This window comes from Rhodococcus sp. SMB37 (assembly GCF_004345605.1).
In the GTDB taxonomy this organism is placed as follows: domain Bacteria; phylum Actinomycetota; class Actinomycetes; order Mycobacteriales; family Mycobacteriaceae; genus Rhodococcus.
In genome coordinates, this window is sequence record NZ_SLVY01000040.1 from 1 (window position 1) to 5,302 (window position 5,302).

At 63.5% G+C, this 5,302-nt stretch carries 3 protein-coding genes and 2 pseudogenes; 4 read left to right on the forward strand and 1 reads right to left on the reverse strand.

Annotation, left to right across the window (positions count from 1 at the left end; translation table 11 throughout):
• Positions 1-1,116: 1,116 nt before the first annotated feature.
• Positions 1,117-1,701 carry an RES family NAD+ phosphorylase gene (locus tag EV641_RS28975; protein WP_132476957.1) on the reverse strand — a complete coding sequence of 195 codons (585 nt, stop codon included), beginning with the start codon at positions 1,699-1,701 and terminating at the stop codon, positions 1,117-1,119.
• A 75-nt stretch (positions 1,702-1,776) separates the two neighbouring features.
• Here EV641_RS28975 and EV641_RS28980 point away from each other — a divergent pair.
• The 4 genes and pseudogenes from EV641_RS28980 to EV641_RS28995 form a co-directional block, all read left to right on the forward strand.
• A pseudogene (locus EV641_RS28980) lies at positions 1,777-2,153 on the forward strand (transposase); the annotation flags it as partial.
• 580 nt (positions 2,154-2,733) lie between these two features.
• Entirely contained in the window at positions 2,734-3,993 is a 1,260-nt protein-coding gene (gene ltrA, locus EV641_RS28985) for a group II intron reverse transcriptase/maturase (RefSeq protein ID WP_054719550.1), read from the forward strand.
• An 82-nt stretch (positions 3,994-4,075) separates the two neighbouring features.
• Positions 4,076-4,748 (forward strand): annotated as a pseudogene (locus tag EV641_RS28990) (IS3 family transposase); the annotation flags it as partial.
• A 103-nt stretch (positions 4,749-4,851) separates the two neighbouring features.
• Positions 4,852-5,302: site-specific integrase (locus tag EV641_RS28995; RefSeq protein WP_158289239.1), on the forward strand; the 451-nt coding region annotated here is incomplete at its 3' end.

Consider the following 5,302-nt stretch of genomic DNA (forward strand, 5'->3'; position numbering starts at 1 on the left):
CACAATGCATCCGGAACCAAACGGAGAGACAGCTCATCTACCACGCGTTACATGATGCACCACAAACCACTTCATCCACGTGAGACACGCTCTAAGTTGACGATGACCGCGAGCGTGGATGGTCTGCAGCCTCGGTCCGCTCTCAGCGCCGGCTGCGCGACCTACTGCAGTGTCGGCGTAACCTGGCGCCGAGGGCGCGAGCGTTGCGGTATTCACGGATTGCGCTCTTGGCTAATGTATTTGACGGGTCGGTGCCTTCCTGTGTCAAGAATTCTTCTTACTTCGGCGTCCAGTTTGGACGACGGCCCTAGAATGAGGTAATCGCATCGCGAGGAGACTTCATGGGTAGGTGCTGGACAGGCTCGACGCGGCGCAACGACGAACCGGTCATGGCGCGCCGAAGTCGCCATGCCGGACAACGCAGACAACTCAGTGCAGAGCACTCAACGCCAGGTCGATGCCGATATCGTTGGCGAGCTGGCGGCCGATGGTTTCGAGGAGGCGCGAATTTGGCCGGCCGCGGCGGCTTCGGCGTCGTCTACCGATGTCGGCAACCGTCTCGATCGAGTGGTCGCTCAAAGTCCTCAGCCCCGAGCCTGCAAGCCGGAATCGCCTACACCGGAAGCCTGTACATCGTGATGCCCTTCCATCGCTGCGACTTCCCTCGATTCCTGGATTACCAGGCATCGGAGCCCTGACGGCGGCAGCGGCGCTGGCGGCCGGTGTCAAACTCGCCGACGCTCTCGAAACTGCGCGCCGCGGAGAGTACTGCATCGCGACATCAAACCGGGCAACATTCTGCTAACCGAGTACGGCGAACCGCAGTTGACCGAATTCGGCATCGCACGGATCACCGGAGGAGAGAAGACCACGACCCGACATGGGCGCGCGACCCTCGGCATCCCGATAAAAACCGATGCCGTCCTTACTCGACCAGCACGGCTTGCGCGCAGGACCTCGTGCCCGACGATCTTCGCCGAGCCGTATCTGATGGAAGTCTCCTCGGGTGCGGTCCGGCGCTCCATGTCCTGGTGGATGCGTCGCACGATTCACGATTCACGATTCACGATCGCGGTTCGTGAGCGTGTCGCTGAGCGTGCAGCACGTCTATGTGGGTCAGGTGGGGGAGAGGATGGCGCTGTGGTCGGCGATGATGCGGGCGACGAGGTCGCGGCCGGGGACGTGGTCGAGTGGCAGGGGTGTGGTGGTGGGGTCGATGGTCAGGTCGGGGTGGGGTGTGATCGCTGGGTCGGTGGTGAGGATCCAGGCGAGGGTGTCTTCGTTGTGCCGGGGCCGGTAGGCGAGGCCGTCGAGGGCGGGGTCGGCGGTGCGGACGGCGTGGGCCCAGCGTCTCGTGGTGACGTAGTGCCGGGCTTCGCATTTGGTGAGCCAGAGGTCTTGTCCGACCGCGGCCAGGTGCGGTCCGTGGAGTGCGGCGGTGGTGAGGGTGCGGGTGACGGTGAGGGCGGTCAGGGTGCGGCCGGTCACGGCGCTGGCGGGCACGATCCGGGCGATGGTGGGATCGAGGGGGAGGTCCCGGCAGATGGTTTCGGCGATCGCCCCGTCGGGGCTGTCGGCGAGGTAGAGGTAGGCGTAGCTGCCGTCGAGGGAGTCGAACCGGCCGCCGGCGAGCTCGTCCGGTTGGGCGGTGGGGTTGGGGGCGTGTGGGGCGCGGTGGCTGCTGTGTACCCGCCACACCATGGTCCGGGGCCTTGACCCCGGTTCTTGGACACGCTGAAACCAGCATCTGCTGGGGAAGCGAGATGATCTTCAGTCATGTCACGAAAGAACTACTCGGAGGAATTCCGGCGCCAGGCGGTCGAGTTGTACGAGTCCACGCCGGGCGCGACGATCCGAGGTATCGCCGCTGACCTCGGGCTCGTGCGCGGCACCCTGACAGACTGGATCGACCACTACGGGACCGGAACCAAAACCCACGTCGACGGCACCCGGATGAACACCCCGTCACGACCCCACCGTCAACAGTCCGCTTCGCCCGACCTGCCGGAGACCGTCGAGCAGAAACTCGCCCGCCTCGAAGCCGAGAACGCTGCCCTACGAGCCGAAACCACCAAGCTCACCACCGAACGCGAGATCCTCCGCAAGGCGGCCAAATATTTCGCCGGGGAGACGAACTGGTGACCCGCTTCCGTGTGTCCTGAATTCGAAGGGAGTTGGTTGTAGGGAAACTCCGTAGAAGTGCTGTGCGGGAGATGAAGGTTGTGTGGCCCTTCTGAGTCGCCCTGCGGGGGGAGGCTCCAAACCACCTCATGCTGCATTGGTTGAAGACTGTTGTGGTGAGCGATGAGGAAAAGGCACCGTGAGAGGTGTCAGGTGGGGACCGGAAAGACGAACGCAAGTGAATCGCTGCTGACGTGTCGAAACTTACAAGGTGACATCGAAACCGGGGCGTGGAAGCAGTCTCGGGATGAGCCTGGCGGGTGCCCGTCTATTGGCCAGGTGGTGTCCGGCATGTAGGCGACGTGAGTCCGGTCTGCGGCTTCCGCATGGAACAGGAGAAGGCATGCCCCGATACCGATCCGTCGTGATGGCGGGCGAGAGGGAGTGCCCCAAGCGGTGGACACCGCGAGGGGTCGAGTACCGATGCGGGGTGTGCTGGCGGACCGGCTCGTAGTAGTGATGAAGCCCCTGTAATGGGGGTGGAGCGAAGGAGCCGGGTCGTTCGTGGCTGCGTTGATCGCATCAACCGAACAGTGATTCGGGAGGAATCCGGTGGGCCAGTTGAAATCACAGATCAAGCCGTTCGAGATTTCGAAATGGGAGGTCAAGGAAGCCTGGGAAGAAGTCAGAGCGAATAGGGGAGCGCCGGGTGTGGACGGACAGAGCATCGACGACTTCGAGACGGACCTGAGGAACAACCTCTATCGTGTTTGGAATCGGATGTCGTCGGGCTCCTACTTTCCGCCTCCGGTGCGTGCGGTGGCCATTCCCAAGCCTCACGGAGGTGGCGAGCGAATGCTCGGCATTCCCGCTGTCGCCGATCGTGTGGCTCAGACCGTGGTGGCTCGGCATCTGATGCGGCGGGTGGACTCTGTGTTCCATCCGGACAGCTTCGGATACCGGCCCGGGCGGTCCGCCCTGGATGCGGTGGACAAGTGCCGCGAACGCTGCTGGAAACGGGACTGGGTGGTCGAGTTCGACATTTCCCAGTTCTTCGACAGCGTGCCGTGGAACCTGCTGGTCAAGGCGGTGGAAGCGCACACCGATGCCGTGTGGGTGATGTTGTATGTGCGGCGGTGGCTTGCCGCCCCGCTCGAGATGCCCGACGGCACCCTGCTGGAACGGGAGCGGGGAACTCCGCAGGGAGCTCCGGTTTCTCCCGTGTTGGCGAATCTGTTCCTGCACTACGCGTTCGATGTTTGGATGGTCCGGGAGTTTCCGGGTGTCTGGTTCGAACGCTACGCGGATGACGCTGTGCTGCATTGCGTCACCGAGCGTCAGGCCAGGCAGGTGCTGGCTGCGCTCGCGGACAGGATGGCTGAGGTCGGGCTGCGTCTGCACCCGGCCAAGACCCGGATCGTGTACTGCAAGGACGGGAAACGGCATCTCTCGTATGAGCATGTGGCGTTCACGTTCCTCGGGTTCACCTTCCGCGCCCGAAGCAGCCGGAGTCGACACGGCAGACTGTTTCTGTCGTTCGAACCGGCCGTCAGCAAGGACGCCCTTGTGAAGATGGGGCGCCGGGTGCGTTCTTGGCACCTGCACACCCGCTCCGACCTGTCCTTTCAGGAGCTCGCCCACTGGATCAACCCGGTGGTGGCGGGTTGGATCAATTACTACGGCCGGTTTCGGCCTCGGGAGTTGCATCCCTTGCTTGCGCGCATCAACGCCTACTTGGTGCGCTGGATCCGACAGAAGTACAAGCGGCTGGCGCCGCACCGGAAAGCCCTTGCGAAGCTGCAGGAGATCGTGCGTCGGTATCCGCGCATGTTCGCGCATTGGCCTTATGTGACGGTGGCGCTGCGGATCTGATGATCAGAGCGACAAGAGCCGTGTAACGGGAGACTGTTACGCACGGTTCTGTGAGAGCCGAGGGGTGAAATTCCCCTCGGCTACTCGACAGTTCGTCGCCGACCACTCCGACACCTATCAGGTGAAGCGGTTATGCGAGCTCGTCGAGCTCGAGCGCTCGTCCTACTACGCGTGGAAGTCCGCCGAGCCGGCACGAGCAGCACGCGCCGAGGCCGACGCTCAACTGGCCGAACGAATCCGGGTGATCCACACCGAGGACAACACCTACGGAGCGCCGCGGATCACGGCCGAGCTCAACGATGGTGTCACTGCGGACGAGAAGGTCAACCACAAGCGGGTCGCCCGGGTGATGCGCGAGAACAACATCGCCGGTTACCGACGTCGACGACGGGTCACGACCACTGTCCCCGAACCTGCCGGCCACAAGGTGCCCGACCTGCTCGAACGGGATTTCACCGCTCCCGCCCCGAAACCGTATCTACGTCGGCGACATCACGTACTTGCCGATCGAGGGCGGGGACAACCTGTATCTGGCGACGGTGATCGACTGCTATTCACGCAAACTCGCCGGCTGGGCGATCGCCGACCATATGCGCACCGACCTCGTCGCCGACGCCCTCCATACCGCCGACCAGGCTCGTAATGGACTGGGTGGGGCGGTCTTTCACAGCGACCACGGCGCGCAGTACACTTCGAAGGAGTTCGCGGCCCTCTGCGCCCGTCTCGGCGTCACCCAGTCGATGGGCAAGGTCGGCACGTGCCTGTTGACCGGCTAATCCACCAGATCGTTACCCACAGATCGACACGCCGACGCCGGAAATGCTTGACCACCATCGACGACAGCGTTACACCTGTCTCATGACGAATCAGCCCAGGCTGAGTCTCGAATCCGGCACCGAAGCCGCCTGGATGATGTCCGGGCCCAGCGCCGACAAGTACCCATTGGTCAACGAATACCTCGCCTACCTGACCGACCGAAACTACTCACCACGTACCGTCCGCGCCTACGGCTACGACCTGCTCGCATTCTGCCGATGGCTCGAATCCCACAGCAATGACATCGATTCGGTCACCACCGACACCGTGTTGGACTTCATGCGGCACTGCCGCGAAACTGCGATCGAGGGACGCCCCGCGAACGTGCTGTCGATGACCGGCAAGCGTCTCGACCACTACAGCGCGACCACCATCAACCACCGACTCGCCGCCCTGAGCGGGCTATTCACCTTCCGCACGCTGCGCGAACCCGAGCTGCGCAACCCGATCCCCAGCGGACGGGAAGCCCGCAGAGTCAGCGCCGAAGAACGCG

Excerpts from the sequence above, each read along its gene's own strand:
- EV641_RS28975 (WP_132476957.1), bottom strand. The coding sequence starts at position 1,701 with ATGGTGTGGCGGGTACACAGCAGCCACCGCGCCCCACACGCCCCCAAC.